The sequence below is a fragment of the Exiguobacterium sp. s39 genome, assembly GCF_018618925.1.
Classification (GTDB): domain Bacteria; phylum Bacillota; class Bacilli; order Exiguobacteriales; family Exiguobacteriaceae; genus Exiguobacterium_A; species Exiguobacterium_A abrahamii.
In genome coordinates, this window is the sequence record NZ_JACSNA010000006.1 from 25,418 (window position 1) to 50,893 (window position 25,476).

Consider the following 25,476-nt stretch of genomic DNA (forward strand, 5'->3'; position numbering starts at 1 on the left):
GTGGATTGCTGTGATCTAGCGTCTCATAAGACTTGTCTCAAAAGTGAGGTGATATTTTGCGGAAAATTGGTTATGTACGTGTCAGTTCAACTAGTCAAAACCCTTCAAGACAATTTCAGCAGCTAAGCGAATTCGGAATGGATATTATATACGAAGAAAAAGTTTCTGGGGCAACGAAGGAACGTGAGCAACTTCAAAAAATGTTAGAGGACTTACAAGATGGTGACACCATTTATGTTACAGATTTAACTCGAATTACTCGTAGTACACAAGATTTATTTGAATTGATCGATTACATACGAAGGAAAAAAGCCAGCTTAAAATCACTCAAGGATACATGGCTAGATTTATCAGAGGATAATCCATACAGCCAATTCTTAATTACAGTAATGGCTGGTGTTAACCAGTTAGAGAGAGATCTTATCCGTATGCGTCAACGTGAAGGGATTGAGCTGGCTAAGAAAGAAGGAAAGTTTAAAGGTCGGATAAAGAAATATCATAAAAATCATGCGGGAATGAATTATGCAGTAAAGCTATATAAAGAAGGAAATATGACTGTAAATCAAATTTGTGAAATTACAAATGTGTCTAGGGCTTCATTATATAGAAAGCTATCGGAAGAGAACAAATAGTTCAGTCCTATTCCATTAATTGGCCAGATAATGTTATGTACTTAAAGTCTTATGCAGTTTGGTTATTTTGTTATTAGAATTGGGTACTCCAATTCTTTTTTTATGAATTTTTTTACTCATTCAAATAAACACTTGAATGAATTATTAAAAATGGTTATACTATATTCAAATAAACACTTGAATGATATTGGGGTGAGAATGTGATTAAGAAAGATACTTGTGAAATTTATTGTTATGACGAAGAAAAGGTCAATCGAATACAAGGTAATTTACAGACAGTAGATATTTCTAGTGTTGCCCAAATGTTAAAAGCTATTGCAGATGAAAATAGAGCAAAAATTACCTATGCTTTATGTCAAGATGACGAACTGTGTGTGTGTGATATAGCAAATATTATAGGTGTTACGGTTGCAAATGCCTCTCATCACCTGCGAACGCTCCATAAGCAAGGGATTGTTAAGTTTCGAAAAGAGGGAAAACTTGCATTTTATTCATTAGATGATGAGCATATCAGACAAATTATGATGATTGCATTGGCACATAAGAAAGAGGTGAAGATCAATGTCTAGTGGGAAAGCAAAACTGTCTGAAGAAGAAATGAAAGCCTATCGTGTTCAAGGATTTACTTGTACTAACTGTGCAGCCATTTTTGAAAATAATGTTAAAGAACTTCCCGGTGTTCAGGATGCGAAAGTAAATTTCGGAGCATCTAAAGTTTATGTTAAAGGGACGACAACCATTGAAGAATTAGAAAAAGCAGGAGCATTTGAAAATTTAAAAATTCGAGATGAAAAAGAACAAAGGGTAGAACGAGAACCTTTTTGGAAGCAGAAAGAAAACATTAAGGTATATATATCAGCTCTTTTACTTGTAGTTAGCTGGTTCTTAGGAGAGCAGTATGGTGAAGAGCATGTTCTACCGACAATTGGTTATGCAGCGTCCATTTTAATCGGTGGATATTCGTTATTCATTAAAGGTCTCAAAAATCTAAGCAGATTAAATTTCGATATGAATACGCTTATGACTATTGCAATTATAGGAGCTGCAATCATTGGTGAATGGGGTGAAGGGGCAACCGTTGTTATCCTATTTGCGATTAGTGAAGCATTAGAGCGTTATTCAATGGATAAAGCACGTCAATCTATTGAATCTTTAATGGATATTGCCCCAAAAGAAGCGTTAATTCGACGAAGCAATGAAGAAATGATGATTCATGTTGATGATATTCAAGTTGGAGACATCATGATTGTTAAGCCCGGTCAAAAGTTAGCAATGGATGGAATAGTGGTTAAAGGTACATCGACATTAAATCAGGCTGCGATTACAGGTGAAAGTGTTCCAGTAACGAAAACCACAAATGATGAAGTATTTGCAGGAACCTTGAATGAAGAAGGGTTACTTGAGGTTAAAGTAACAAAACGAGTTGAAGATACTACTCTTTCAAAAATCATTCACTTGGTAGAAGAAGCCCAAGCAGAACGGGCCCCTTCTCAAGCGTTTGTCGATAAATTTGCAAAATACTATACACCAGCTATTGTCATACTAGCTCTTTTAATTGCGGTAGTTCCACCATTATTTGGCGGAGACTGGAGCCAATGGATTTATCAAGGCTTAGCTGTATTAGTGGTTGGTTGTCCTTGTGCCTTAGTAGTCTCAACTCCAGTTGCTGTGGTTACAGCAATAGGAAATGCAGCGAAAAATGGTGTTTTAATTAAAGGTGGTATCCATTTAGAAGAAGCAGGACACTTAAAAGCGATAGCCTTTGATAAAACAGGAACATTAACCAAAGGGATTCCTGCTGTAACAGACATTGTGACATATGGTAGAAATGAAAATGAATTAATGACCATAACAGCAGCCATTGAAAAAGGATCACAGCACCCTCTTGCTTCAGCGATTATGCGAAAAGCAGAAGAAAATGGATTAAAATTCAACGAAGTAACAGTAGAGGATTTTCAATCCATTACAGGTAAAGGCGTTAAAGCCAAAATAAATAATGAAATGTATTATGTGGGAAGTCCAAATCTTTTTGAGGAATTACACGGAAGCATTTCAAGCGATAGGAAAGAAAAAATTGCCGATATGCAAACTCAAGGTAAAACGGTGATGGTGTTAGGAACAGAAAAAGAAATCCTTTCGTTTATTGCCGTAGCCGATGAAATGAGGGAATCGTCTAAAGAAGTTATCGGCAAGTTGAACAATATGGGAATCGAAACAGTGATGCTAACAGGCGATAACCAAAGAACGGCAACAGCCATCGGAAAACAAGTTGGTGTTTCGGATATTAAAGCTGACTTACTTCCAGAAGATAAGCTTAATTTTATTAAAGAACTTCGAGAAAAACATCAAAGTGTGGGGATGGTCGGAGATGGCGTGAATGATGCTCCAGCCCTTGCGGCATCTACCGTTGGTGTAGCAATGGGTGGTGCTGGAACTGATACAGCTTTAGAAACGGCTGACATCGCCTTAATGTCTGATGATTTGAGTAAATTGCCATATACAATAAAATTAAGCCGTAAGGCTTTAGCAATCATCAAGCAAAACATTACCTTCTCTTTGGCGATTAAATTAGTGGCATTACTTTTGGTCATGCCCGGTTGGTTAACACTTTGGATAGCTATATTTGCTGATATGGGAGCAACTTTACTTGTAACATTAAACAGTTTACGCTTATTGAAAATCAAAGAATAGGTTCTAAAATGGGCGTCAACTATCGGGTGCGATCATTGAAAACAATGTTATGCTTCAAAAGGGATATTAACAGGAAATATACAACTAAAGGACGCTTTAACTGAGCAACGGAAAAAGCCAAATTTCTCAATTGATGTTGAGAAATTTGGCTTTTTAGTATGGGAATTTCCTTAGCATTGTAAATCCGCATTTTCCTGACGCTACCCCTTATAGAACCACTCTCCCCAACTACCAAGTTGGAGTAAAGGTGGGACGATCATCAGCAACAATGCACCTAGGAAGACGAACGGTGTATACACTTTCGCGAAACGATCGATGAACGCTTCACTCGGTGCTTTATTATCCTGCGCTTCCTCGACCAGTTCAATGATGTGCGCAAGCGTCGTCTCTTGATACGTCTTCTCGACGATCATGTCGAACGAACGATCCATGTTGAGCGTTCCGGCAAATACGTGATCGCCTTCCTTCTTATCGACAGGAATCGATTCGCCCGTGATCGGTGCTTGATTGATGGTCGTCGTCCCGTTCAGGATCGTGCCGTCCAGTGCAACCTGATCACCTGGTCGAATCCGGAGGATTTCTCCGACTCGCACCGCTTCCACCGGTTTACGTCTAACGTCCCCGTCCGTCAGCACGAAGGCTTCCTTCGGAGACAGTTCGATCAGTTTCTGAATGGAATTGCGCATCCGCGCAAGGGAGCGATTCTGAAGCAAATTGCCGATGGCAAAGAGGAAGACGACGGTCGCTCCCTCGAGCCACTCCCCGATACATGCGGCACCGATGGCTGCTACGCTCATCAATACTTTCATGTCGAGTGAGCGGGCACGGACGGCATAATAGGCACTCCGGAAAACTCTCCCCCCACTGAGGATCAAGGCGATACCGTACAAAACATTCGGAAGATACGCTACTCCGCTCGTTTGGATGAGCAATCCCAGACCAATCAAAATCCCGGACAGGATCAAGGAGATCCCCTCGAACGACCGGACCGGTGCCTCGGACGTTTTCTTTCCCTTGACGTATCCATCGAAACCGATCTTGTTCAGCTCGCTTTGGACTTGTCGAGCATCCAGCTGATGGTCGATTTCCATCTCCCCACGGGCAAACGAAACTGTGACGGTCTGGACATTTTGCATCTTTTGAAAGTGTTGTTCGATCGTCTTAGCACAGCTACTACAGTCCATCCCGGAAACGGTGAATGTTTGGACGAGCTGATCTGATTTATCGGGAAGGGGCGGAAGCGATGACCGCGCTCTATCTGATCGGCGATACGCTCCTCTACGGTTGTCTTGCGCTGTTGATCGGTTTCTTTTCCGTCCAGCTCATCCCTCGTTCTTACCGACCTGACGTATCGCTTTCAATCCGCTGGGTTCGCATGCTCATCGTGCTGATGCTGTTATCCTTTTCCCTGTCCGTCTTACGAATCGTACTGTATTTATATGAAGAGATCGGTTTTTGGATAACACTGCAATCCGTGTTACTTACATTCGAGGCAGGGAACGCTTGGATTCTGATGGCTCTCTGGAGTGTACTCCTTCTCATCGTCATCAATCGTTCATCACTCAGTCCTGGACATATAAAACTAGGGGTATTCCTTGTTATGGCGATGGTCGTTACGTTCGCGTGGTCCGGGCACGCCTCTAGCATCAAAGGGGCAGAAGGCATGCTCGTACATTCTATTCACGCACTCGCCGTCTTCATCTGGACCGGTGGATTGCTCATACTCGGCTTTTGGAGTCCATCAGACCGTAACTGGGGCATCTTCCTCGAATGGTTCAAACCACTCGTGACGCTATGTTTCTTACTGATCGTCGGTTCCGGCATCTATCTGATGTCTGTCGTCGTGCAGGTAGAGGAGTATTCCGATTCCTGGATTTTACCGTATGGACAAGCCTTACTCTGGAAACACGTTCTGATTCTACCCGTGCTGATCATCGGTATCATGAACGGGAAGTGGAGTTACGCGTCTCCTGAACGATCGTTTGAAGTCCGACGGATGCGGATGCGCATGGAAGGCATCTTGATCCTGCTTCTCTTCACAGCGACTGCGTGGCTCGGTCAACAGGAACCCCCTCACTCGATCAAGGATACTCTTCAATCCAGCGGGGCTGGTCCACTGTCAGGGTTTCTTTTCCCTAGCTTGCGTTTCACCTATTCTGATATCCGGTTCGAGCCGACCATGATATCCCTCTTCTTGATGGCAATCAGCCTCCTTTTCGTGGGATTGTTGGTGTACGTCATCCGATCAACCCAAGACTCCATCAAGACCCTCTATCTTGGATTAGGCGTCTCGATCTCATTATTTTTCGCAGCGTTGTATAGTATTTCCGTGTATTTATGATCCTCCACATGAGCATTTCAGCGTGTGCGACGTCTTATACAAAAAGAAAGGCATGCGATACAGCAGTCTTTCTTTTTTCATACTTATTCATCATTTTCATACTAGTTATAACAGGTTCAATCCTATTTTAAATCGGTGCCATTTCTAGACTACTACTGGAATATGTATTACAATGTATTACAAAGGAGCTGATAATCATGAGTACCATTTCCGTACGTCTGGATGACCAGGATACACGACTCATCAAAGAATATGCGAAGGCAAAAAACATCACGATTTCTACACTCGTTCGCGATGCCGTCCTCGACCGCATCGAAGACGAAATCGATTTACAACTCTATCATGATTCGATGGCAGCACACCGTAAAAAATCAGAAGCGATCTCTTTCGACGATATGATGAAGGAACTTGATTTAGAATGACAGCATTTACGGTAGAGTTTGAGCGCGGAGCTCAAAAGTCTCTCAAGAAGATGGATCCTCAACAAGCGCGGATCATCATGTCCTGGATCAAGAAGAATCTGGTCGGGACGGATGATCCGCGTCGTCATGGTAAAGGACTCGTCTCGAATCGCTCGGGTGAATGGCGGTATCGCATCGGTGATTATCGTCTGATTGCTGACATTCAAGATGAAAAAGTCGTGATTTTGATTCTCGAGATCGGGCATCGTCGTGATATCTATAAATAAGACAGGTAGAACTCACATCTGAGGAAATATGTGAGTTTTCTTTTTTTGTTTTTAAAACGACCGTTAAACAGACATATTCACTTTATTACATTGAGTAAAATAAAAAGGGCTTTAAACAGCTCTTTTTATTTTACTCACATTGTTCATTAACCTATCTTTTTATCAATGTCTGTTTTTTGATGGTATAATTGAGTAAAAATACAAACGGAGGATTTTTATGAGTAAAATTGGTTACGCTCGCGTTTCAACGTCGGATCAAAATCTAGATCTGCAATTAGACGAACTAGAAAAAGCCGGTTGTACGAAAATTTTTCAAGAAAAAGCATCTAGTGTAAAAAAACGACCTGAGTTCGAAAAATGCCTCGACTACTTACGCGAAGGTGATACTCTAGTTGTTTGGAAGCTTGATCGATTAGGTAGAACTACGAAAAAACTTCTGGAACTAATTGACGATTTAAGGGATCGCGGAATTAATCTTCAAATACTCACGTTAGGTGTAGATACTTCCACTGCAGCTGGACGGTTATTTTTCACTATGATGGCTGGATTAGCAGAAATGGAGCGAGAGTTGATTCGAGAGCGTACAAAAGCTGGATTGCAAGCAGCTAGAAGTCGTGGGCGTCTAGGCGGACGCAATCCTGTTAATCAAGATATATTAGATCGTGCTTTTATGATGTATGAAGCAAATATGACTGTTGAAGACATCACTCGTACTTTGAATATCTCACGTGCCACATTCTACAAATACAAAAAACAAGCAGAACAACATAAATGAAGTTCTGCTTGTTTTGGTTAATGACTCTGTTCAAGTTTCTTCATCATATACTCAGAAATCATCCCCATTGATTCAATCGCTGCAGTCGCTTCATGATCTGCTATTGACGGAAGAAACGGTCTTCCATGACCAGTCCCTTCTCGATTTCTTAAATTATTTATCGAACAGCCTAATTCATAGAAAGAAGACTCCATTCTTTCCACATGAGAAAATTCTCCTTTATCCGCTGGTGTTGTCATACCCAAACAATTGAAAGCCAGACCTAAAAGGGTAGGAAAATGCTTTTGCTTGTATGTTCCCATCTTTTTAAAAATTACGTGATAAGAGACTGCTTCTAATAAATCTTTACTTGTTCCAACGAGCAAAGCAGCATCCATAGATCCTTTTTTAGCACGACGTATATATTTAAGTAATGCTTCTTCATATTCAGATTCAGTCAAATTATCAAGAATAACTGGAATAATATTGCCTCCATCATCAATGAAAATACCAGAAGACTTTAAAACGTATTTAAAATTCTCGAATGCTTCTTTGCCTACATAATTATCCGAATCCGCTCTAAATCCTCCATAACCACGAAGTAGATCTAATAAACGAAAGAATAAATCCTGTCCTTTAGTACTGTCGATGTCATCAGACGTTAGAGTATACAGAAGAAACTCTACCCGTTTCACTTTATTTAAACTTGGATCTGCAATCTTAGGATCAAGATCAGCAATATTGAGATCTTGCAACACCTTACTAATTTCACTATGACTAGGCTTACGATAAACCAAAGAAGATTGTTCAAAAAGTCGAGCGAAGGACACAATAATACTAGTATCAAGAGAGATAAAACGCATAACAGGACAACTCCTATCTAAGTAGTATTAAAGCAATCAATATTATTTCTAGTACCGTAGTTCTGATAAAGAGACCCGCCCACCACCGTATCTATGAATGTATACGGGTTGAGCCCATTACTTTTGATTACATTGGGGAACTGAATAACGTTTTTATAACTAATTATCTTGATCGTTGTACAGGCTGCACGACCTCTTCCTTCAACCGTCTTTTCGATCAAGTGTTCTTGAATCAAGAGTTCAATTACTCGTTTAAACGTCGCGTATGAAATCGCTTTAGATTTGTCTACTGAAGAATAGATTATCTTGGCAATGTCACGCTGTGCACCGCAAAGAATCCCTCCATTTTCTCTTAAAATAGATAGGACGTCTTCTTTCCACTCTTCTAAATGACTATATGTACGCTCTTCTCGCGGCTTTGCACCTTCCCAAAGTTGATATTTAAACTCCATTCCAGACAATGTCTCAATCCAGTACGCAGAAGGACCTAGTGGTGCGCCTTCTTTAAAGGCACTCTTAACCTTTCGCTTAACATCAAGCTGACGCATAGCCGGTGTATTTCGTTCATTCCAAGCATACAAATAGATTTGCGTATCTTCTTCTGAGTATCCTGTCGCTTTGAAAGCTAATGCCAAGGTATAGCATGTGTTATCACGTCGTCCTTGCTCAACACCTTGAAGGAGGGACTGGATCGCAGGATGTTGCATCATGTCTTGCTTACGTACCATGACTTTTCGTTGATGTAATAGCTCTTCATTGCGCTCCGAATACCAATTACAAAGCGCGTCAAAAGAAACACGCTCTGCAGACCGATGTACAGTGTTTTGAGGCGTCGGTAAACGGAACCACCGTTCAGCACCTACAGCCTGTAGATCACCTGACAGCTCTTCAGCAATCGCTTGTTGAATTCGTTTGTAATGTTCTACGACTTTTGGAAATGCACGACGTGGCTCCGCCAGGTACCAGTACACATGGAAGCCACCTGATGGCGTTTGGACAATCAAAGAAGGAGTCGGAAGACCTGCTGTTGTGACCATTTCCATCACATCCGGATAGATCATGCCAGCGTTCTTGGCAATCTTGACGTCAATATCAATGACAAGTGCATTTAGCCAGCGCAACGTTCCCGCATGACGCTGATCGTTACGATAGAATGTATTCGGTGTGAAGTACGTTGCTGAAGCTTGTGCTTGAAACAATGAGCTGTATGTACGGACTGCTTTTGGCTGCGCGAAGTCGTTGCAAACAAAGACCCAACCTAAATGGTTGCTTGGACCGCTTTGTTCTTTTTGAGACGCGCGCTTTGGTGCTTCCGTTAACTGATCACGATACAACTGACGTAAAGACTCCATTCGTCTTCCTCCTTTCTGATTGATTTATGATTTAGTTTTATGTCGAAAAAGAATTGTCTCTAAAATTGCGTCATGCTACACTGAAGTTAATTTCAGTGCATAAGAAAGAGCCCTCAACGAAGCGTGAATTTTTTCACGTCGTAAAGAGTTATTTTTTGAATCTTTTTTCTGTGCTGCTCGCGATGTTTAATCGATGCACTCCTGACTGGCGGGTCAGTTGCATCAAGGATCTGATAACCTTTGTTATCAGATTTTTTTGCGTGAAGAGATGCTTTCTGTTTACAACTATCTGTATCATTTCATAAAAAAAACGGCTTCACAACAGGTTTTTTTATAAGCTTAGGTTTGAAATCTACATGTAGATTTGTAGATTAGTCTACATGTAAATTTGTAGATTTGTAGATGCGTCTACATGTAGATTTGTAGATTTGTAGATTTGTAGATTTGTAGATGCGTCTACATGTAGATGTCATCGGACATCGTCTAATCCCTTACGTACCAATGGATTCAAAAAATGTCGCGTCTACATGTAGATTTGTAGATTTGTAGATTTGTAGATGCGTCTACATGTAGATTTGTAGATTTGTAGATGCGTCTACATGTAGATTTGTAGATTTGTAGATGCGTCTACATGTAGACGTGTTTGGACTGATCAGTTTTTAGTGTTATTTTTTCCTAAAAAAAGAGACTCTCAGCAGAGTCTCTTTTATGATTTGCGCGTTTTCATCATCATGATGTCTTTCAGAATTTGGTATTCTTTTTTCTGATCACTCGCCATACCTTCGACGTAGTCGTCAATGAACGTCGAAATGACTGCGTCAACTGACTCTCCCATTCCCATCGTAACCAGCGCAGCCAATTGATTTTTAGTGTTTGTGGACACACGAACGGTTGTACTTCCATTTGTCACTGCTCGTTGTGTTGTCTTTTTACGCTTGGATTGAGTTACCTCTTCTTTGGATTCAATTGGATTACTCTCAACTACTACGTCTTCCGGAGAATAAGTCTTCTGTGGTGTAGCCACTGATTTACGCTCAAGTAGACGCTTTCTTTGAGGTTGATTTTGATTATTCACCATTCTTTATTCCACCTCTTGTTCTGCATAAGCTAATTCATACTCAAGTCGTGATAAAAATTCATCAGCCACTGAATCATATGTGCTCATGACACGACGATCGTGCATATCATCTTCTTTAATTCCTTCGACATCATAACGCTTTAAGCGTTCCATGTTTTTAATGACCCCTTCGAACAAGTTGTTCTCTCCGAAGATTTCTTTTGCACTCTCAAGAGTTGCAAGATCCACAGCTGCTCCATTTTTCAGAAGAACCGGTAAGATGCCTAGAACATCAAAGTCCGTGTCATAGTCATTTAATAGATCCTGAAGGTATTGTGTAAAGACTTCAGCCCCTTGTAGACTACGTTCTTGCGTTTGTAAAACCACTACAACGAAGTTCGATGCATAGAGAGCAGCATCAGTATAGATAGAGATCGTGGGCGGAACATCAATAAAGATGAAGTCAAAATCATCTTTTAATGGCTCAAGCAATGTCGAGAGATATGTAATACGATCGACTTCATTCTCAAATTTTTTCTCAAGAAATTTAGGATATTGAGCGAAATCGCTGAAAGAAGGGAGTAGATAAAGATTACTCTTAATCTCAGTAACGATCTTGCTTAAGTCACCTTCTTGCATGGCAGCCATTAAAGTTTGTTCAAACGTAAACACTTCATCTTCAAGCATTGATTTTGTCTTTAAAAACAATGCTGTGGCATTTGCTTGCGGATCCTGATCGCATAGTAGTACACGGTAACCCTTTTTGGCAAGTGCGTAAGCTAGCATTGTACTATTGGTCGTTTTACCAGTACCACCTTTAAAGTTCCCGAACGTGACCGTGATTGCTTTGCGTTGAGACAAATCTAGTTTCGTCGCCATGATCATTGCTCCTTTTACTAGTTGATAGTTAAAGATTATCAATGTTTTCGACTTGAGTCTACATGTAGATTTTAATTAAAAAGGTGAATCTGAAATAGCTGTAGTAGTATAAAAGCAACGATACCCCCTAATAAATAGGGAAAATTACCAATACAAGGAGCTTAAGTATGTCTATTATTTATACCAAAAAATTCGAGCATTTATCTGAAGAGACCAAAGAAGCATCTAGTAATAAAATGAATTTATTAGAAAAACATAATTACACTCCATATCTCATTGATGGCTCACGATCTGACATTGAAAACATTAGCTTTAATAATGAAAATTTGATTTTAAAAGTGTTTACAGCTAAAGGTAAGCAAGATCAAGATATTGAAGCTTTACTTAAGCTTGAAGATTCTTCTTTCTATCCGACTTTGTATGCTTATAAAAAAAACCATTTTCTTTTAATGGAAAAAGTAAACGGTATTTCTTTAGAAGAACTTTTGATTAATAAAAAAATAGACCTTACTCAATTAAAAATTATTAAGGAACAATATTTGCTATCTGTTCATGAGGCTGCATCTAAGTATTTAGACAATGTAGACAAAAAATTAGATCAAATTTTTTGGGATTCTTCTCAAAAAAAATTAAAGGTAATTGATTTAGGATTTTTTGAACAATTTTTTATTCAAGTTCAAACTTTAGAGGATGTTATTCAAGAAAGTTCAAGCTGGTTTGATGAAGAAACTTCTTACTATATCTAACTGACAATCTAAAACTGAAGCTAATTACTAAGGCTGTGTTTCATAAAAAATTTGCTTAAAAATAACACCCCCTCTTTCGATATAGACATGAGGAGGTGTTATTTTTAGAAGTATTGTATTTTATTTATTAACAAATCTTTTTGATACTATAATATTAATTTCAATCCAAATCAAAGGTACGAGCAATTAAATATTTTTTTACTCTTTCAGATATCTTATCTAACCTATAAAAAAGAGCTTCGTATTCTTTATTTGGTAATCTTTTTGCCTGTTCTTTAAATTTAGGAAGAATATTAAACAACAACTGAATATCTTTTAATACTTTGTAAGGTATTAGCTCCTTATTCTTTTGGAGATAATCTATTCTCATTTTTGAAGATAGTGAAGATGCCTCTATATTTTTTTCATTATCATTTAGAGAATCAAAACGCTCTTTTAAGTCTTGATCGATTAATTTTATAATTCTCCATTCAATAACCGTTAATCGCTCCATTAAATCGCTCAGGGACACTAATTCTAACTGTCTTTCAAGTTCAAAGTGATATAAATTATCTACTTCATCAGGAACCAAATGTTTTGAAATTGTTACCTTTTCTTCTTCTGGAATTTTGATTTTATCTAAGTTAAAAATCGCCTCATTTAATTTTTCTTTTACTTTTTCAGTACTCACCAAAAGATTATTGTAATTGTCAATAGATAATGGTTTGTTATGCGCGATTATATTTCTTATTTTACAGATGTCTTCCCATTTACTTTTAATAAACTCTCCCGAAAACTCCACTTTATCTTTAAAAATTCTATCCCAGTTAGATTGTTTTACATACTTTTTTAAATCATTTAAAGAAATATCTTTTATTTCATTAGCGTTTTTGATTTTTATTAACAACTCTTCTGTTTTATTAGGAGAATACTCAACAAATAGTATGTCACTTAGTTGATTTATGTTTAGACTCTGTAAGTACTTTGTTGTATCATTCTCTTTTGGTGATCCACTAGGAATATAATTTTTAGTCCATTCAGTACCCACATTTAATACCATAAATTTATTAATTAACTTCCTCATCAAATTCTCAATTTCGTGAACTTTAGCATAAGCATTTCTAGAATAATAAGCATTTATATCATCTCTTAATAAATATGGACCACCGCTTTCAGAAACTTTACGTAGTAATCCTACAACCTTACTGATAAACTTTTTAAATTTCTCTATTTCTTCTACGTTTTCACATGTGAAATAAATATTAAATACATTTTTAGTATTATCTTTTTGCTCGTTCAAAGGAAGTAAATGAACTTTATATAGAATAGTTAATCCATTATAAAAAATTTTATCGTTTTCCTCATTAAATGTTATATCTGCATATGATGTGATTAAACTATTAAATAAATCTATATTAGAACAAAAATTATTTGCAGAATCTACTATCAATAGATACTCTATCGTGAATTCGGATATTTCATTAGTCATTTTCTCAACTCCAAAGATTTTAATTTGATTTTTCAAATGAAGATTCTATATTTGATTACGTAACTAAATGTTTTTTGATAAATTCATTTTACATTTTCAAGTCAATAATAATAGTTTATATTGATATTTAATCATTTTTTGTTGATAAATAACAACTTTGTCAATTGATAAATCTGTAATGTAAAAGTTATATTAAATACTTGTTGAATTGACAGAATAATCTGCTATATTCTAACTATCACCAGGAATACATTGTCATAACGGGGTTCTCGAAGGAAAGGAGCATGTGTATGTACCGATTCGGAGAGTGGTTACGGCGTGAACGTCTGGAACATGGTTGGAGTCAGGTCGAGTTGGCGGAGAGGACGTACGGGGAAATCTCCCAGGCAGCCATCAGTGCCTATGAACGAAGTCGCTCTATCCCCACGATACTCGATGTCAAAATTCTCGCGACAGCCTGTGAACAGACATTGGGATCCATTCCTTGGGATGAGTTCGACTTGAGGATGGAGAAGAAACGGAATTGGTCGCATCTGAAGCAGGAACGTTTCGATCTAGCAGAACTCCCGTTAGCGGATTCCGTCCGTACGTTCGATGGCAAGACATATCAACTGCACGGGCGAATCGCGATTGAACAAGAAAGCAAAAAGACTCAAGAAATCGCACAACTCTATTATCGGATCCGGACGGTAGTCGGTGAGAATCAAGTCATCGCAAAACGGAAGCATCCGGATGACGAACTGATTTACGTCTCACGTCGCAGACTGGTCCATCACTGAGACATCCGTGTGCATCTATCTACTTATGAAACCTACCAACAATTAAGAAGAGGAATTGATGACCGTAGCAACATATCGCTAAGGACAGTCTTTATAATCATATATCGGCGTGTCCCTCACGAGTGACCGGGTGAGCGGGATATACGCAGAAATGGTTTGGCGAGAGTCGCCTAAAACTCGCTCATAGGTCACGCATTCGTTGAGGGTCATCGAAAAACCCTAGACAGACGCCCGATATCGGATGTCAGAGTTCGTGGGAGAACGCGCTCTAAACCCACCGTCCTGCTTGCCTCCGACTGTCTTTAAGGATGTGCTGCTGCGCATCGACCTCAAGGAAGGAGTGTATGTTATGCCGACACGTGAACAGAAGCAGAACAAGACCTTTGCTGAGAAGTTGCTCCGAATCCAAGGGAAAGACTATGAGGAGTGGCTCGACGCTCAGCATCAGCTCGTCATCCAAGAAAACCAGGAACTGATCTTGGAAGCACTCGACTCGAAACTAAACTTCACATCGCCTGCATCCGCGTCACGGGATTGAGAGGAGGAAAACAGATGGGATTGAATGAGACAGGACTCAGCTTACTCCAGTTCTTTCAAGGACTGGCTGTCATCGCGGCAGCCATCGCTTTCGCAGTTGGTGGCTTCTATTTTATTTTCGGGGGAGATCGTGGACGATCGAAAGCAGTCGGTTGGCTCGTCGGTGGTGCCGTCGGTCTGATAATCGTCATGGGTGCCTTTACGCTGGCTGAGATGGTCAACGACAACATCAAATTCTAAGCTAAAAAAGTGATTGCACAGATGTCATTCCAAAATTGGATGGCTTTTTTTATTGCTTTCGTTGCGATGTCTCGCTTCAAAGGAGGAGAATATATGCTCTTCGTCCGTTTCACGGATATACCGAAAGAAGCCTTTCCGAACTATGAGCGTCTCCCTTATGAGGAGGCGCTTTTATTATCGACACAAGTCCATCAGGAAGCCCAACAAGCGAACGAACGCTTCGCGAGTGAGTTCCGAATCTTTGATGATGCTGACCAACTCGTTTACAAAGGAACGTTCCAGTTCGGTGATTCGACCTATCCGAACCTTTATTTGCAGCTGAAGGACCGAATCCCACGCATCCGGATCCGGAAGGAGGATGCAACAAAGAAGATCCTATTGCTCGAGAATTTGGAACGTTTGACACCAGAATCCTATAAGACGATGATAGCGGTAACTCAGCAACATCAGGATACGACACATATCTCCCGCTTGCGTCGCGGACAACGTCGTCTCGTTTACGGCGTCAGTGGTGTGAGTCTGTTACTCCTCGGTGCGTTGTCCGTTGTCCAACTCGTTCAGCCGGATCCACCAAGCGGTGTCCAAGCGGAAACATCCGATTGGCAACCGCTCTATGAAGCAGCATTAACGGGAGAAACGGATTCACTCGTCGAACGCCTAGAAAAACAAAAGTCGCTGAATAACGAACAACAGCAATTCCTGATTACGCAGTATGTCGAAGAACAGGACTACGACCAAGCAGTCTCCGTGACGAAGGATCCAATCGATGTCGAGACGATCATCATGCAGTCGAAACGATTCGTGACCAATCGTCAGGATACGCTACAAGCCTTCCAAGCCGTTTATCCGACGGACGAAGGAACGTTCGATCTTGCTATCTTGCAGAAAGACTATAAACGCGCCGTCTCGCTTACGGACGTCGAGATGACGACAGCACGTCAGGAAGCTAAAACACGCGCCTACATCGCATTGAAAGATGTAACGAAAGCACAAGAAAGTATCAAGATGGTACACAACGAAGAATTGAAGGAGCAAGTAGCAACACTCGTCCAGTTGGATGAAGAGATTCAAGCACTCGAGGATCAAAAGCAACAGTTATCCAAGAAGACGGACAAAAAAGAGCTCGAAAAGCTCAATGCGTCGCTCGAAGCGAAGCAAAGACAAGCCTCTTCTCTTCTTTAATGAAAGTGTGGTGACTGAAATAATGATTAACTTCTCACTTCGTTCTCTCGTTACATCCGCTTGGCTGTGGCGATGTCTTGCCTTTTTGATTGCTTTACCGACTGTGTTGTTCTTAGTACTCAACGTAGCATTTCAGTTCTTACAACAAACAATCCAAAATCTCTTTCAAGACGGGAAGTTAACGACCGGTTCCCCGCTACAGTACGAATCGAGTTGGTGGACGACGCTCGCCTGGTCGACCTCCTTCGCTTTCGCTTTGTTCGGTGTCTGCTTCCTCCTAGGTGGTGTTCTCTTATTAAAGTATTGGCTCAACTTCCGCGATCTCAAGGCAGCACAGAAAGGTAGTGCCCGCTTCACGACGTTCCAAGAGCTGAAACAGCAGTATCGCGATGTTCCAGATTGTAAAGAGGCATACAGTGGATCCGGGGGTGTCCCGGTCGGGCGCTATCGTGATCGCCTCTACATTGATGACAGTGCTGTCAACAATCTCGTCATCGGGACGACCCGATCCGGGAAGGGTGAGACGTTCGTCTTCTCGACGATCGATCTCTACAGTCGTGCCGAACGCCAAGCGAGCCTGATCATCAATGATCCGAAGGGTGAACTATTCGCCGCCTCCAAAGAGACACTCGAAGCACGCGGCTATCAGGTCGAGGTCCTGAACCTGATGAATCCATCGCAATCTATGTCCTACAATCTGTTACAGCTGACGATCGACGCCTATTTGGACGAAAACTACTCCCTCGCCCAACAGTATGCCCGTTCGGTCGCCTATATGCTTTACCATGATCCGAAGGCAAAGGATCCGTTCTGGAGTAACTCCTCGACAGACCTCTGTACCGCCCTGATTCTCGGGTTATGTGAGCAAGCGAAACACGAACCGGAGAAGATCACGATGTATAACGTCGCTTTGATGTTGTCCGATCTCGGCTCACGGACGATCATCGATGAATTAGGACAGGAACAATCGGCACTCGATGCCTTCTTCGCATCGTTTCCGGAGAATCATCCGGCACGTATGCAGTACGCGACACTTCATTTCTCCGGTGGGCAGACGCGCGCGAGCATCCTCGCCAATACGAATGCTAAGCTCGGAATTTTCACTCTTGATGCGACGGCACGCTTAACGGCACAAAACTCCCTTAATATGAAACTGATCGGTTTCAACCGTTGGATTCGCGGACGCGCCCTTCCCTTGTCACGGTTGACGTTCTACTTTCCAAGCGGGAAACAACTCGCCTTGACGACGGACGACGACGGGAGTTTTGTACTCCATCACGAAGAAACCCTCGAAGTGGATACCGATATCACCGTAGAAAGTGAAGGACAGCAGTACACCGTGTCACTCTCAGGTTGGAGAGACGAGACGGACGGTGTCTTCGACTGGACAACGGATGCACCAATCGACATATGGGAGATTCGGCAGCATCCGTGCCCCGTCGCCGTGTTCCTGATCGTTCCGGATTACGATCCGACGCTAAACGTCATCGCCTCGCTGTACGTCAAACAAGTCTATACCTCGCTCGCTCGCGTCGCCTCACAATCGACGAGTGGACGTTGTGAACGCCAGGTCATCTTCCTACTCGACGAATTTGGGAACATGCCAGCGATCGAAGGGATGGCGAACATCATCACCGTCTGTCTCGGCCGGAACATCCGCTTCAACCTCGTCATCCAATCTTATGCCCAACTCGAGAACCTCTACGGGGAGGATTGGAAGACGATCGACGGGAACTGCGGGAACACGCACTACCTATTGACAGCAGATGAGTCGACGGCAGAATTGATTTCGAAGAAACTCGGGGAGCAGACGATTGTCACGAAGTCTCGTTCCGGACAGACGTTCTCGCTCTCAAAGTCGAAGACGGAGAGTGTCGATGGTCGCCGCTTATTGACGGCAACCGAGGTGATGGGATTAAGGGAAGGTGAGATGTTGATCATCCGCGTCATCAAACGGCAAGACAAACAACAGAAACGGATCCAGTCCTATCCCCTTTTCCTGACCGGACGGACGGAGATGAAATACCGCTATGAATACTTGGCGGATGACTTTAACACGGACCGTTCCATCAACGATCTCGTCATTGCCTGCGCGCATGCCCATCTTGACCTGAATACACTTCGTGTCCCGTTCCATTTCGGCGTCTCAGTTGCACCGAAAACGGTTGAGACGGATGAGGAGACAACGGATGCAACAGAATGGCGCGTCTGCGATGTCCTGCAGCCGAAAATTCTCCGCTCGATCTTCGAGACGACAGAATACGATACGTTACCGATTGATCTGTTCGAGCAAGGCATCCTGGATAAAACAATACCTGTGACCGACAACCAGCGTCACTTTTTGAAGACAATCATCAGTAAACGACTCGAGAAACTCGGTCATGGCGTCTAAGGAGGGCATCATATGACAGAACTGACACGCACCGAACGCGTCCAGCGTGAGCTCCGCGTCATCGCGACCATCATCAAAGAGAACAAGAAACGCCTCCGTCGTGGTGAAGTCTTGAATATCCAGACTCGGGACGGATTCCTCGTCGTATTTGAGGAAGAAGACCCAGACTCAGGCGACCGAAAAACTGTTACGCTTATAGACACATTCGATTTCCGGGTTCACGTCAGTAATGGCGATTTAACGGATCCGGAACAGGTGTTATAAACGGAAAAGGGGTGGAGGCATGCAAGCGAAACGAGTACTCTCCGGACTATTGATTTCCTCTGCGTTACTTTTGGTCGGTTGTAGTGAAAATAGTGAAGCAAAGTCTCTTAAACAAGTTTCTGTAAAAGAAATTGATCAACTAAAAGATAGTGATCAAAGCAATTTCTTACTTGTTGATAGCGACAGTAAAGCAGAATTTGAGCCTTATGTAGATAAAGTGAAGGACATCGCTGAGAAAGAAGATGTACAAGTAAACTTATTTAATCCTTTTCAACCTAACGGAAAAGATTTAGAAAATCGTGCTACAGATGAACATGGAGAATTAAAAGGTGGTCGTCTGTACAAACTAGAGAATGGTAAATTAGTTCGTTCTCTCGACCTTACTACGTTAGATGACAAGGCAATCGAAGATGAAGTAACCTCTTTTATTAATTAAAAGCAGACAGAGAAGGGAGGACCATCATGGCTAATGGAGATCTAGCATCCAAACTGGAGGAATTTCAAGACTTACTGAGCATCAGTGATTTGGTGAGAGATGCGCTTCGTTCTATTGGTTGGCTTCTCGTTAGAGGTCTCTCCTTCATCATCGATGGTCTTGAACAGATTACAAACGACATACTCCTCATAAAATCATTCTTTAATAATCCTCAAGTGGTTGAATTCGTTCAGACGATTCAACCTTTTTTATATGTCATTTTAGCCGGGAGCTTTTTATTCACCGGTTACTTGATGATTTTTCAGAAAAAATTTGATCGAGAAGGGTTTCTCATCAATCTGTTTATCAGTTTGTTAGTTTTAGGGTTGTTATCTCCGACAATGATAAAGACAAGTGAGTTCACAGACAAAGCCATTACAAGCATCAATCAAGATGGAGTATATGAAAATCGGGATCATACTCTATCGCAATCAGTGCTCCAAAAAAATGTACATGATTTAGTCGAATACGATAAAACTGCTTTCAAAGATACAAAAATTAAAATCCCAAACTCTATTCCAGCAAGCCAAATCAAGAATATAGACATCAATGATGTATTTGATAGCGATGAGTATCGATTGAGTAAAGAAGGTGAAGATATTTCTCAGAACAAGCTCGCTTGGAACGGGAAAGAAATGACCAAAGCCGAGTTAGACCAGAGCGGTGTTGAATGGAACAACCAATACTACTATCGCTATCATCCGAACTGGCTGACGATTCTTGTCACCCTTGGCGTGATGGGCTTCACCCTCTTCTCGATTGCCTACAAGCTGGCTCGACTTTCGTTCGAGTTGGCTTTTAATTATGTTTTAGCGATTTTAGTCGCCCCTGCTGACTTACACAGCGGACAAAAGACGAAGAAGGTCATTCAAAGCATCCTGAATACGTTCCTCGTCATTATCTTGATTTTCGTCTCGATTAAGCTCTACACGATTGGGACGGCTTATCTTGCTGATACACTCGACGGTCTTGCCTATTTGATCGCATTGATTGCTTTCTCTGCTGCCTTGATTGATGGACCAAACATGGTCGAACGCCTCTTCGGGATTGATGCAGGTCTGAAACGTGGATGGGGTGTCGCACTTGGTGCGTATGCTGTCGGGAAAGGTACGGCAAAAATCGGGGCTCGTGTCGCTGGACAGACGATGAAGAGAACATCACAACCAACTACTTCATCTGCCTCAGAAGCTGCTAGTACAAAGTTACCACCGAATCCGCCATCAGGTGGTGGTACACCGACGGGTCGTCCTGATCGTTCGTCCGATAGTGTGCCAGTTCGTTCGCAAGTACAAGAGCGCACTTCACGATCAACCGGACAAGAGAACCAGCGCATTGAATCCACTGATTTATCGACGCACGACACGAATTCGGAGAGTCCGACTGCAACAACATCAAAAGAGTCCATGCCAAGCCGTTCGAACTCCATCTCACCACAATCACCTGCGACTACTCCGTCATCATCGCAAACACCTGTTTCACAACCGAAGATGCCCGATGGATCGATGAAGGAACAACCAACTACTTCACCTGATGCGTTCAATACCTCTGAAACAACTGTCGCATCGCAACCTACTTCACCGTCGGAACAACCGATTGGAACACGTGCACCTAATCCATCTTCTATTCACTCAGGATCAACATCTAACACGACACCTAAAGAGACATCACATACTCTACCCTCTTCAGGCGCGAGCAATTCTTCACCTTCTATCACTGAGTCGCAAGAGATATCATCCGGAACACAGCGGCAACGAAAGTCGATCTATCAGACACTGGAGACGACGACACAAAAAGAACTCAAGCACATCGAACAAACGCAGACACGTGTGACGTCAGAATCGTCCCGGATGTACTCGACCGATGTCCCGCGTCTAGACCCGAAAAAGGAGTGAGACCATGCAACAGCGCAAGTACCGGATTCCGAACGAAGTCACGACCGAGCTGAAGATCAATAAGATGCTCTATCTCTATGATTTACTGTTTCTCGTCGCTTTGATCATCGTCCGGTTGATTGCCCTGCCGTTCATCCCGGACGCCTTACATCTGCCATTCACATTCTTCCTCGTCGCGTTCGGACTCTTCCTCGTCATCCGCCCAACGACGAATCCAGAGAAACGGATGATTCACGTGCTCTATTACGCGCTGATGAAGAAGAAAGACACGTATATCGCATTGACAGACGGTAAGGACGGATCGAAAGGAGCGTGATGGCATGAGTTTATCGGAAGAGAAACGATCTAAAACAATTCCGACGACAGACATTACTTGGCTCGATGAGATGCAATTGACGACACCTCCAACACGGAAGGAAAAACGCATCCGGATCCCGCCTTCTGTCGCCTCTCTGCTACCAATCATTGATGCCACGGCGCTCGATGGGTTCGAGATGCAGGACGGGACATTCTGCGACATCATTCAGCTGACTTCAAAGGATATCTACGGGTTGTCCGAGACGGAGAAGGACCATGATATCTTCTCCCTCGCCTATCTGTTGCAGGCATATATTCATCCGTTGAAGGTGATTCCGCTCAATACACCGCTTAATTTGGAGAAACAGAAACAGCGCATCGAACGACAGCTTCGGCAAAATCAAAACGCCGCCTATCATCCGTTTTTGCAAAAGAAGAAACAGGAACTGATCTACCTCGAGGAGCATCGCACGAATCGCGATTATCTCCTCTTTTTTTATGCACCGGATGAGGCGATGCTCCGGGAACGAAAGCATCAATTGACGAAACTGCTTCGACGCAGCAATCCGATGGTCGAACTGACACTAGAACAAAAAATGCATGTGTTGTTCCAGCTGCACAACCCGAATACGAAACCGACTCAGGACGGAAAGGAGTGATGGCGTCATGTGGCGTACGCGTTTTCTACGGAAGCAGGACCCGGAGACAATCAAACAACAAGACGGCTATAATCCGACATTCGTTCAAGCGATCCAGCCGCAAGGCGGACTCCGCTTCGAGCCGAACTATGTCCGGACCGGTGACGGGTATCTCGCCTGTCTCCATGTCTATAAGTATCAATCGACCGTCTACGACTTCTGGCTCGAACCGATCCTCAATCTCCCTGGCGTCCTGACGACGCTCGACATCGGGACGGCAGACAAACGGGAGATGATCCGGACGATCAACAAGTCGATGGCCGAGCAGAATACGCGCTTCGAGAATGCGAAGGATAACGTCGACCGGATTGATGCGCGGGAAACGTATAAGGAATTGAATGAACTCTACGAACAGATCACGCAAGGCGAAACGATGAAGTACCTGCATCTCCGTCTCTACGTTAAAGCGAAGACACTCGACGTACTCGAACACCAAGTTCAGGACGTAATGGAAGAACTCGAAGCACGGAATTTCCGTGCAACCGTCTTCCTGAACGAACAGGAATGGGAATGGCAAAGCCTGTTCCTTAGCTATGAGCAACAGCAAAAGCTACCGAACCGTCGTCGCGGGAAAGAGATTCCGTCGCTCTCAATCGCAGGAGGTTATCCGTTTCATTTCACGTCGCTACAGGATCCGACTGGGACCTATTACGGGACGACCGATACGAACGGAAGCGTCATCTTCGACTTATTCCACAAGGACAAGCAGCGGAAGTTCTACAACGCCTTGATGATCGGTAAGATGGGCTCCGGGAAGTCGACTTTGCTCAAGAAGACGGTCCTCGATCAAGCGATCAAAGGGAATCACGTTCGCATCTTAGACGTGACGGGCGAGTTCTCCGACCTCGTACGACAGCTCGGTGGAAAGGAGATCGCACTTGACGGTTCTGCCGGACGGATCAATCCGCTCCATGTCTATAAGACGGTCACACATGCCGACGGCTCGTCGGATGAGGCACTCTCGTTCATGCAACATCTATCGAAGATTGCGGTCTTCTATCACTACATCAATCCAGCAGCTACACAAGAAGAAGCGAACGAGTTCGAAATCCTGCTCCGGCAACTCTACCTTGAGAAAGGGCTCTGGAATGAGGACGGTGACGCGCCAATCACGACGCACCCTGCAAACACCTATCCGGTCTTCTCTGACTTCTTAGCGCTCGTCCGCTCTGAATTGTATGCGGACGATTCGCGGACGACGATCCGCGAGACGATCAGTACGAACCGTGTCCGCCGTCTTGAGAATATCGAGCTCGCGATTACGAACCTCGTTCACAACTACGGCAACATCTTCGACGGGCATTCCTCGATCGAGCGATTTGACGAGGAAGCGATTGTCTCGTTCCCGCTACGCAACCTGACCAATCTGAAAGACGAAATCTTTCAGGCACAGGTCTTCAACCTGATGAACATGCTGTGGGACGGGATGATCCTCAACGGTGCCGGACAACTCCGTAGCTACAACCAGGGTGAGCTATTGATTGAGGATGCTTTCAAATATCTGATTGTCATCGATGAGGCACATCACCTAATCAATACGCGTGACATCGCCCAACCGGCGATCCTTTATCTACAACAGTTCATGCGGGAAGCACGGAAATACTTCGGTGGCATCTTCTTCGCCTCCCACTTGATCACGGACTTCGTCCCGACCGGTTCGAAGTCGGAGAACGCAGAGAACGTCAAGACGTTGTTCCAGCTGACGCAGTATAAGTTCATCGGCGAGCAGGATGCCGAGAGCATCCCGACGATCCAGACCGTCTTCGACGGACAGTTGACGGAGAGTGAGACGCGGTTGATCCCGTCGCTCGAGACGGGACGGATCGTCCTCAGTATCTCCGGTGTGAAGACGCTGATCTTTGATGTTGATGTCTCACCTGAGGAGCTGACCTTGTTCGGAGGTGGTGCCTGATGTGGAGTACGGTCCGGCAGTCGGCACGCGTCGCCGTCCGGATGAAATGGCGGCTCCTGACCTTAAAGTATCGTCTGATCGCTCTCGGAATCGCGCTTCTTATTCTCCTACTGATCATCATCGTCGCAGGGATTCTCGATACGTTGACCGGGATCGAGAACGAACAAGCAACGGAGACACCGATCGCTTACTCGGACGCAAGCCTACAAGTCAGTGATGATGTTCTACAATACCGGGAAGCGATTTCGCGTGAATTGAAGAAGGAGCAACTCGAGGGACAGACGAACGTCGTCCTTGCGTTGATGATGCAAGAAAGCGGTGGACGCGGGAACGATCCGATGCAAGCGAGTGAATCGAAGTGCGGACGGATTGGTTGCATCACCTCTCCTGACGAGAGCATTCGTTACGGCGTGAAGCACTTCGCATCTGTCTTCCGGCAAGCGAACGAGGACGTCAAGCTGACGCTCCAGAGTTACAACTTCGGGGGTGGCTTCATCGATTACGTCAAAGAAAATGGAGGACGCTATACGAAACAACTCGCGATTTCTTTTTCACAGATGATGTACCAACGCGTCAAGAAGAGCGGCATCTATCAGTGTCATCGTCCGAGCGCGATCGAGCATCAAGCCTGCTACGGTGACATCGAATATGTCGATGCTGTCCTCCGTTATCTGACACCGACCGTACTAGCGGAAGGCAAGACAGGACCGATTAAAGGGAAACTTCATGCTCCGCTCGACATCCCACTGCAGATGACATCGGGTTTCGGGTCACGGATCGTTTTCGGAAAGACGGATATCCATACGGGCATCGATTTCAGTTGCCACGATACGGATACCGTCCACGCCGTTCGCTCCGGTACCGTCACCTATAGCGGTTTACGCGGACCGTATGGGCAACTGATTCAGATCAAACAAGGCGACTGGATCACCGCTTACGCCCACCTTTCTGCACGCCAGGTTAAGACGGGGCAAAAGATCGAAGCTGGACAAGCGATCGGGATGTGTGGGTCGACCGGACGTTCGACCGGGAATCATCTCCACATCGAATTTAAGACGAGTGATTGGTCCGGTCACATTGATCCGGCACCACTGTTTTCGCTATAGGGAGGGATGAACTATGGCATTGACGAGTCGTCATCTCCTATGGCTCGTGTTGTTCTGTCTGTTGCTGTCGATCAGTGCCAATGTCTATCAATATCGTTCGATGGCAGCAGATGAATCGCATCGAATCGTCGAGAAAGACGAGAAAAGTGTGTTACCAAAAACGACGGTGTCAGATCCGTCCATCTCAACTAATGAACAAGAGCAAGAACAAAATTCAATCATTTCGAAGAG

27 protein-coding genes are annotated in these 25,476 nt (G+C 43.4%); 21 read left to right on the plus strand and 6 right to left on the minus strand.

Translation table 11 applies throughout. From position 1 onward, the window contains the following. The first annotated feature begins 56 nt into the window (after positions 1–56). From KNQ11_RS16105 to KNQ11_RS16115, 3 genes are all read left to right on the plus strand, one after another. Positions 57–632, plus strand: coding sequence for a recombinase family protein (locus KNQ11_RS16105; RefSeq protein WP_017474137.1), 576 nt, complete (start codon positions 57–59; stop codon positions 630–632). A gap of 200 nt (positions 633–832) precedes the next feature. Next, positions 833–1,201, plus strand: coding sequence for an ArsR/SmtB family transcription factor (locus KNQ11_RS16110; protein ID WP_017474136.1), 369 nt, complete (start codon positions 833–835; stop codon positions 1,199–1,201). Next, positions 1,194–3,323: a heavy metal translocating P-type ATPase gene (locus KNQ11_RS16115; RefSeq protein WP_214725541.1), complete on the plus strand. Its 2,130-nt coding sequence runs from the start codon at positions 1,194–1,196 to the stop codon at positions 3,321–3,323. The genes KNQ11_RS16110 and KNQ11_RS16115 overlap by 8 nt, the downstream gene beginning before the upstream one ends. A 200-nt stretch (positions 3,324–3,523) precedes the next feature. On the opposite strand, the gene KNQ11_RS16120 is transcribed toward KNQ11_RS16115, so the two are convergent. Continuing rightward, the gene (locus KNQ11_RS16120) at positions 3,524–4,507 is read right to left on the minus strand and encodes a heavy metal translocating P-type ATPase (protein ID WP_082202610.1); all 984 of its coding nucleotides are present in this window, start codon (positions 4,505–4,507) and stop codon (positions 3,524–3,526) included. Positions 4,508–4,521: 14 nt separating this feature from the next. Between KNQ11_RS16120 and KNQ11_RS16125 the strand changes: the two genes are divergently transcribed. The 4 genes from KNQ11_RS16125 to KNQ11_RS16140 all read left to right on the plus strand — a co-directional run bounded on the left by KNQ11_RS16125 (position 4,522) and on the right by KNQ11_RS16140 (position 7,127). Beyond that, positions 4,522–5,664 carry a copper resistance D family protein gene (locus KNQ11_RS16125; protein ID WP_214772606.1) on the plus strand — a complete coding sequence of 381 codons (1,143 nt, stop codon included), beginning with the start codon at positions 4,522–4,524 and terminating at the stop codon, positions 5,662–5,664. Positions 5,665–5,861: 197 nt separating this feature from the next. Then, a complete protein-coding gene (gene relB / locus KNQ11_RS16130) occupies positions 5,862–6,086 on the plus strand; it encodes a type II toxin-antitoxin system RelB family antitoxin (RefSeq protein ID WP_026829710.1) in 225 nt (74 codons plus the stop codon). After that, positions 6,083–6,352, plus strand: a complete 270-nt coding sequence (locus tag KNQ11_RS16135) for a type II toxin-antitoxin system RelE family toxin (protein ID WP_047395636.1) — start codon at positions 6,083–6,085, stop codon at positions 6,350–6,352. Before relB ends, KNQ11_RS16135 begins: the two co-directional genes overlap by 4 nt. 217 nt (positions 6,353–6,569) lie before the next feature. Continuing rightward, on the plus strand, positions 6,570–7,127 hold the full coding sequence (locus tag KNQ11_RS16140) for a recombinase family protein (protein WP_214772608.1): 558 nt from the start codon (positions 6,570–6,572) through the stop codon (positions 7,125–7,127). 17 nt (positions 7,128–7,144) lie between these two features. On the opposite strand, the gene KNQ11_RS16145 is transcribed toward KNQ11_RS16140, so the two are convergent. The 4 genes from KNQ11_RS16145 to KNQ11_RS16160 all read right to left on the minus strand — a co-directional run bounded on the left by KNQ11_RS16145 (position 7,145) and on the right by KNQ11_RS16160 (position 11,257). Continuing rightward, on the minus strand, positions 7,145–7,969 hold the full coding sequence (locus KNQ11_RS16145; RefSeq protein ID WP_214772610.1) for an abortive infection family protein: 825 nt from the start codon (positions 7,967–7,969) through the stop codon (positions 7,145–7,147). 17 nt (positions 7,970–7,986) lie between these two features. Continuing rightward, complete coding sequence (locus tag KNQ11_RS16150; protein WP_214772612.1) at positions 7,987–9,321, minus strand: primase C-terminal domain-containing protein; 1,335 nt, start codon at positions 9,319–9,321, stop codon at positions 7,987–7,989. 706 nt (positions 9,322–10,027) lie between these two features. Beyond that, on the minus strand, positions 10,028–10,399 hold the full coding sequence (locus KNQ11_RS16155; protein WP_119924047.1) for a DUF5388 domain-containing protein: 372 nt from the start codon (positions 10,397–10,399) through the stop codon (positions 10,028–10,030). 3 nt (positions 10,400–10,402) lie between these two features. Continuing rightward, positions 10,403–11,257, minus strand: coding sequence for a ParA family protein (locus KNQ11_RS16160; protein WP_119924048.1), 855 nt, complete (start codon positions 11,255–11,257; stop codon positions 10,403–10,405). 167 nt (positions 11,258–11,424) lie between these two features. Here KNQ11_RS16160 and KNQ11_RS16165 point away from each other — a divergent pair, with 167 nt between their 5' ends. Further along, entirely contained in the window at positions 11,425–12,003 is a 579-nt protein-coding gene (locus tag KNQ11_RS16165; RefSeq protein WP_214772614.1) for a hypothetical protein, read from the plus strand. 160 nt (positions 12,004–12,163) lie between these two features. Here KNQ11_RS16165 and KNQ11_RS16170 read toward each other — a convergent pair whose 3' ends face one another. Beyond that, positions 12,164–13,471, minus strand: coding sequence for an HAD family hydrolase (locus KNQ11_RS16170; RefSeq protein WP_214772615.1), 1,308 nt, complete (start codon positions 13,469–13,471; stop codon positions 12,164–12,166). Positions 13,472–13,761: 290 nt separating this feature from the next. Here KNQ11_RS16170 and KNQ11_RS16175 point away from each other — a divergent pair, with 290 nt between their 5' ends. From KNQ11_RS16175 to KNQ11_RS16235, 13 genes are all read left to right on the plus strand, one after another. Beyond that, positions 13,762–14,250 carry a helix-turn-helix domain-containing protein gene (locus tag KNQ11_RS16175; RefSeq protein WP_214772617.1) on the plus strand — a complete coding sequence of 163 codons (489 nt, stop codon included), beginning with the start codon at positions 13,762–13,764 and terminating at the stop codon, positions 14,248–14,250. Positions 14,251–14,599: 349 nt separating this feature from the next. Continuing rightward, a complete protein-coding gene (locus tag KNQ11_RS16180) occupies positions 14,600–14,788 on the plus strand; it encodes a hypothetical protein (RefSeq protein ID WP_214749308.1) in 189 nt (62 codons plus the stop codon). 14 nt (positions 14,789–14,802) lie between these two features. Next, positions 14,803–15,027, plus strand: coding sequence for a hypothetical protein (locus tag KNQ11_RS16185; RefSeq protein ID WP_050678812.1), 225 nt, complete (start codon positions 14,803–14,805; stop codon positions 15,025–15,027). A gap of 93 nt (positions 15,028–15,120) precedes the next feature. Further along, entirely contained in the window at positions 15,121–16,209 is a 1,089-nt protein-coding gene (locus tag KNQ11_RS16190; RefSeq protein WP_214772624.1) for a hypothetical protein, read from the plus strand. Positions 16,210–16,231: 22 nt separating this feature from the next. Then, a complete protein-coding gene (locus KNQ11_RS16195) occupies positions 16,232–18,601 on the plus strand; it encodes a VirD4-like conjugal transfer protein, CD1115 family (protein WP_214772626.1) in 2,370 nt (789 codons plus the stop codon). 12 nt (positions 18,602–18,613) lie between these two features. Continuing rightward, positions 18,614–18,865 carry a hypothetical protein gene (locus tag KNQ11_RS16200; RefSeq protein WP_029343409.1) on the plus strand — a complete coding sequence of 84 codons (252 nt, stop codon included), beginning with the start codon at positions 18,614–18,616 and terminating at the stop codon, positions 18,863–18,865. A gap of 19 nt (positions 18,866–18,884) precedes the next feature. Further along, positions 18,885–19,301 carry a hypothetical protein gene (locus tag KNQ11_RS16205; protein WP_050678815.1) on the plus strand — a complete coding sequence of 139 codons (417 nt, stop codon included), beginning with the start codon at positions 18,885–18,887 and terminating at the stop codon, positions 19,299–19,301. A gap of 26 nt (positions 19,302–19,327) precedes the next feature. Further along, positions 19,328–21,232 carry a pLS20_p028 family conjugation system transmembrane protein gene (locus KNQ11_RS16210; RefSeq protein WP_050678816.1) on the plus strand — a complete coding sequence of 635 codons (1,905 nt, stop codon included), beginning with the start codon at positions 19,328–19,330 and terminating at the stop codon, positions 21,230–21,232. A gap of 4 nt (positions 21,233–21,236) precedes the next feature. Then, on the plus strand, positions 21,237–21,548 hold the full coding sequence (locus KNQ11_RS16215; protein ID WP_050678817.1) for a DUF5592 family protein: 312 nt from the start codon (positions 21,237–21,239) through the stop codon (positions 21,546–21,548). Between the two features lie 4 nt (positions 21,549–21,552). After that, positions 21,553–22,188, plus strand: coding sequence for a hypothetical protein (locus KNQ11_RS16220; RefSeq protein WP_050678818.1), 636 nt, complete (start codon positions 21,553–21,555; stop codon positions 22,186–22,188). Between the two features lie 7 nt (positions 22,189–22,195). Then, positions 22,196–24,139, plus strand: coding sequence for a VirB4 family type IV secretion system protein (locus KNQ11_RS16225; RefSeq protein ID WP_214772628.1), 1,944 nt, complete (start codon positions 22,196–22,198; stop codon positions 24,137–24,139). Beyond that, positions 24,139–25,245: a lysozyme family protein gene (locus KNQ11_RS16230; RefSeq protein ID WP_050678820.1), complete on the plus strand. Its 1,107-nt coding sequence runs from the start codon at positions 24,139–24,141 to the stop codon at positions 25,243–25,245. The genes KNQ11_RS16225 and KNQ11_RS16230 overlap by 1 nt, the downstream gene beginning before the upstream one ends. A gap of 13 nt (positions 25,246–25,258) precedes the next feature. Beyond that, positions 25,259–25,476, plus strand: a 218-nt coding sequence (locus tag KNQ11_RS16235) for a hypothetical protein (RefSeq protein WP_214772630.1), incomplete at its 3' end; no start/stop codon positions are given.

What these genes read in the sequence shown, in the direction of transcription:
- KNQ11_RS16160 (WP_119924048.1), bottom strand. Translation starts at nt 11,257, where the DNA reads ATGGCGACGAAACTAGATTTGTCTCAACGCAAAGCAATCACGGTCACG.
- KNQ11_RS16140 (WP_214772608.1), top strand. Translation starts at nt 6,570, where the DNA reads ATGAGTAAAATTGGTTACGCTCGCGTTTCAACGTCGGATCAAAATCTA.
- relB (WP_026829710.1), top strand. Translation starts at nt 5,862, where the DNA reads ATGAGTACCATTTCCGTACGTCTGGATGACCAGGATACACGACTCATC.
- KNQ11_RS16175 (WP_214772617.1), top strand. Translation starts at nt 13,762, where the DNA reads ATGTACCGATTCGGAGAGTGGTTACGGCGTGAACGTCTGGAACATGGT.
- KNQ11_RS16150 (WP_214772612.1), bottom strand. Translation starts at nt 9,321, where the DNA reads ATGGAGTCTTTACGTCAGTTGTATCGTGATCAGTTAACGGAAGCACCA.
- KNQ11_RS16220 (WP_050678818.1), top strand. Translation starts at nt 21,553, where the DNA reads ATGAGTTTATCGGAAGAGAAACGATCTAAAACAATTCCGACGACAGAC.
- KNQ11_RS16225 (WP_214772628.1), top strand. Translation starts at nt 22,196, where the DNA reads ATGTGGCGTACGCGTTTTCTACGGAAGCAGGACCCGGAGACAATCAAA.
- KNQ11_RS16190 (WP_214772624.1), top strand. Translation starts at nt 15,121, where the DNA reads ATGCTCTTCGTCCGTTTCACGGATATACCGAAAGAAGCCTTTCCGAAC.
- KNQ11_RS16145 (WP_214772610.1), bottom strand. Translation starts at nt 7,969, where the DNA reads ATGCGTTTTATCTCTCTTGATACTAGTATTATTGTGTCCTTCGCTCGA.
- KNQ11_RS16155 (WP_119924047.1), bottom strand. Translation starts at nt 10,399, where the DNA reads ATGGTGAATAATCAAAATCAACCTCAAAGAAAGCGTCTACTTGAGCGT.
- KNQ11_RS16215 (WP_050678817.1), top strand. Translation starts at nt 21,237, where the DNA reads ATGCAACAGCGCAAGTACCGGATTCCGAACGAAGTCACGACCGAGCTG.
- KNQ11_RS16205 (WP_050678815.1), top strand. Translation starts at nt 18,885, where the DNA reads ATGCAAGCGAAACGAGTACTCTCCGGACTATTGATTTCCTCTGCGTTA.
- KNQ11_RS16115 (WP_214725541.1), top strand. Translation starts at nt 1,194, where the DNA reads ATGTCTAGTGGGAAAGCAAAACTGTCTGAAGAAGAAATGAAAGCCTAT.
- KNQ11_RS16185 (WP_050678812.1), top strand. Translation starts at nt 14,803, where the DNA reads ATGGGATTGAATGAGACAGGACTCAGCTTACTCCAGTTCTTTCAAGGA.
- KNQ11_RS16125 (WP_214772606.1), top strand. Translation starts at nt 4,522, where the DNA reads ATGTTTGGACGAGCTGATCTGATTTATCGGGAAGGGGCGGAAGCGATG.
- KNQ11_RS16135 (WP_047395636.1), top strand. Translation starts at nt 6,083, where the DNA reads ATGACAGCATTTACGGTAGAGTTTGAGCGCGGAGCTCAAAAGTCTCTC.
- KNQ11_RS16170 (WP_214772615.1), bottom strand. Translation starts at nt 13,471, where the DNA reads ATGACTAATGAAATATCCGAATTCACGATAGAGTATCTATTGATAGTA.
- KNQ11_RS16165 (WP_214772614.1), top strand. Translation starts at nt 11,425, where the DNA reads ATGTCTATTATTTATACCAAAAAATTCGAGCATTTATCTGAAGAGACC.
- KNQ11_RS16210 (WP_050678816.1), top strand. Translation starts at nt 19,328, where the DNA reads ATGGCTAATGGAGATCTAGCATCCAAACTGGAGGAATTTCAAGACTTA.
- KNQ11_RS16230 (WP_050678820.1), top strand. Translation starts at nt 24,139, where the DNA reads ATGTGGAGTACGGTCCGGCAGTCGGCACGCGTCGCCGTCCGGATGAAA.
- KNQ11_RS16120 (WP_082202610.1), bottom strand. Translation starts at nt 4,507, where the DNA reads ATGGACTGTAGTAGCTGTGCTAAGACGATCGAACAACACTTTCAAAAG.
- KNQ11_RS16200 (WP_029343409.1), top strand. Translation starts at nt 18,614, where the DNA reads ATGACAGAACTGACACGCACCGAACGCGTCCAGCGTGAGCTCCGCGTC.
- KNQ11_RS16195 (WP_214772626.1), top strand. Translation starts at nt 16,232, where the DNA reads ATGATTAACTTCTCACTTCGTTCTCTCGTTACATCCGCTTGGCTGTGG.
- KNQ11_RS16180 (WP_214749308.1), top strand. Translation starts at nt 14,600, where the DNA reads ATGCCGACACGTGAACAGAAGCAGAACAAGACCTTTGCTGAGAAGTTG.